This window comes from Bartonella sp. AP21QHHD (genome assembly GCF_042196205.1).
In the GTDB taxonomy this organism is placed as follows: Bacteria; Pseudomonadota; Alphaproteobacteria; order Rhizobiales; family Rhizobiaceae; genus Bartonella.
Map to the genome: position 1 here is coordinate 1 of NZ_JBHIPT010000135.1, position 2,851 is coordinate 2,851.

Annotated in this window: 3 protein-coding genes; all 3 read right to left on the reverse strand. The window is 44.2% G+C overall.

What is annotated here, in order from left to right; translation table 11 throughout:
- Positions 1-1,310, reverse strand: a 1,310-nt coding sequence (locus tag ACFIMC_RS10310) for a phage portal protein (RefSeq protein WP_375681077.1), incomplete at its 3' end; no start/stop codon positions are given.
- A complete protein-coding gene (locus ACFIMC_RS10315) occupies positions 1,310-1,558 on the reverse strand; it encodes a phage head-tail joining protein (RefSeq protein ID WP_375635157.1) in 249 nt (82 codons plus the stop codon). The genes ACFIMC_RS10315 and ACFIMC_RS10310, both read right to left, overlap by 1 nt.
- A gap of 3 nt (positions 1,559-1,561) precedes the next feature.
- A partial coding sequence (locus tag ACFIMC_RS10320) for a terminase gpA endonuclease subunit (RefSeq protein ID WP_375681078.1) occupies positions 1,562-2,851 on the reverse strand: 1,290 nt, incomplete at its 5' end.

Consider the following 2,851-nt stretch of genomic DNA (forward strand, 5'->3'; position numbering starts at 1 on the left):
TCCTTGTTTGGATCAATCATTTCAAGCGGGGGTGCAAAGCTTTCACATTGAAGCCATGGCAAGGAATTTTCTTCCCACCCTAGCAAATTGACACATCCAGAAAGCACTGCCATTTCAACAAAACGCTCCCATATAATGCGGTTAAACTGAAAGGCAATAATATGTTCACGCCATTGTTTAACATGACGTCTAAACTGAATGATGGAGGTACGCACATTTGAAAAATTGCCGCGCGTAACGTCCCCTGTCACAACGGCATAAGGCATATTAAGTGCTGCACAAATTTTCAAGATATTGCGAAATTGAAAAGCCTCGTAAGAACCACCAACCTCAACAGGGGTTGAAAATGTAATTTGTTTTTCGCCATCGACCACGTTAACTGAGCCAGGGTAAATTGGATGCTCTTCGGGTACCTCTTCAATCTTCTTTTCTACCTTCTGTTCAATTTTCGTTTTTTCACGATTGTCCTCTAACTCTGCCTCATGAGATTCCTTCCCTGTAATAAACACTGCAAAAAGAGCCGCTGTTTTTTTTCGTTCAAGCTCTGCATCATCATAGGATTCGAGTTGAAAGATCTTTGTCATAGCGCGCGTTATTTTGGGAGAACCGCGCAATTGTCCGGCGATACGGCGCTCTTTGATGTGAAGGACCATTTCAGCAGGGACGCGCACGCGCTCTTGGTTCTCAAATGCTATATTTGCAGGGACATCATCATAGGGGTGATGTTCCCAGAAATGATAAGCAACGCGCTTACCACTGGCATTAAATTCAATCCCCATACGAATGTAATTGCCTTCAATCTCAGCAGGTCCATTGTAAGTTAAATCCAGCATTTCGGTTGGATAAACTTGTAATTGAAGCGGCACACCAGAGCGTCCATAAAGGTCGACATAGTGTAGTCTTACAAAGCACTCTCCGGTTAAAAAGACCTCTCGTGCAATGGTTGCTTGCAGCCCATAAAAGTTGGCATCTTCATCATAGTCTGCTTCATCAACCCATTGCCACCATAAGTCTAAAAGCTTTTTCTTTTCTTCTTGAAAGCCTTCAATGCGAGGATAAGGTTTAATCCCATCACTTACAGCCGCGGAGACCCATTCTTCTGTTGCAGACCCATAAAGAGATTCATTGTCATAAAGCCATCTTGAACGGGCAACAATGGTATCACCGCATTCCTCAATGGCTTTATTGATATGTTTTTTTGCGGGGTCAAAACCACCCATACGGCGGCTTTTGCTTGCCGCTTCAAAATGGGGATTGTGTTGACGAGAAATTTTAAAAAAGCCTGTGAGTTTATTGAAAAAACCAGCCATTAATAGCCTCGTGATATATTAAAATAGAAAACGCGTGAACGCTTGCACCCTTCAAGGTTGGCTATTTGTGTGTTCAGCATCTCAAGCGCTCTGCGCAGTTCCTCAACAGAGCGGTTGCTGACTTGCTTATCGCCATGGCGTACCGATTGTGCTCCCGAATAAAGAGCTTCTTCAATTTGTTCACGCCGCCTTTTTAAGTTTTCAAGTCTCTCAATTTTGCTGTTAATTGGTTCTAAAGTTTCACCCACAAATTACCTCCAATCCCCTCGCATATAAGGATTCATCATTGTTCTGAATGGCTTCTTTTGAGGCTGTGCTGTCTGAGATCTTCTTGGAGAAGGAGAGGGCACATGTTCTGATGTTGGCTGCTCTAAAGAGCCTTCAATTTTAAGTTTTTCCAGACGCTCTTCTAAGATATCGACTTCTCGATTAAGGTTTATTCCTGCCGAAATCAGACCTTGTAAAGCAGCATAAGCATAGACCCTACAGTCCAAGGCTTCATTTCTTGCCTTTTCGCTTTTTTGCCATTCAATACGCTTGAAGCCTTTAAAATATTTGATGACTTTTCTTTCAGCGGTCAGTTGGTCAAAATATTCTCGATCAAGGCTTTTGTGAAAGTGTGTTGCACCAGCCCCCGATGCTTCAGGACCGGATTTTTTAAACCGTGCCGTGATAATATCTTTTGCTGCATCAACCCCAACAATATAGAGATTAATCTGTCCTTTGTTGTTTCTACTTGGACGGCGTGGCCATACCGCACGCCATCCCGCTTGCCCCTTAATTCCCCAGATACGTCGTCCCTCACGGGGGCGCACGTAATTATAAACCGCTTGTGTGTGTCCACCACCGGTATCAATACAAGCAGCTGTTATCCTAATTCCCTCTTTATAGCCTGTATGTGGCCAGCGTTTTGTAAGGTATTCATCCAGCTGGTCCCATACTTCAAAAGAAGAGGGATCACCAAGGATAACTTGATAATCAATATGCCAACTTTCTTCACTGCGTCCCCATCCAACCACTTCAAGTTCTAAGCGGTCATTTTGCACATCAATACCAGCTGTTAACAACACGGCTTGTTCTGGTGCAAGGGGATAATCTTCGCGTTTTGCATAGAGGCTATCAGGATCAACAACTTCGCCTGTTCTGTCTTCCCATGGCTCTCCAAGCACTGTGTTGACAAAAGGCTGTAGAAGAGCTGGATCATCCTTGGCATTTAAAAACTCTCTTGCGCATTCCCCCCAAGTAAGCCAAGGGGAATAGAGTGCCGAAATATGATAAGAACGCAAATTCGGTCTGCTTGATTCACTGGTTGGTACCCAACATGCTCCTCGTTCTTCACTCATGAGATCTGTTTTTCTGTGCTCAGCATGTTCATGACCACAATGCGCACAAACAAAAACAGCTTTTTCGGGGGCGCCTTTTGGCCACTTAATTTGTGACCAAACAATGGGCTGTAGAACACCACATGCATCACAAGGCACGTTGTAATATCGCTGGTCTCCTAGCACAAAATCCTTGGCTACACGGCTTGTGTCACGGTG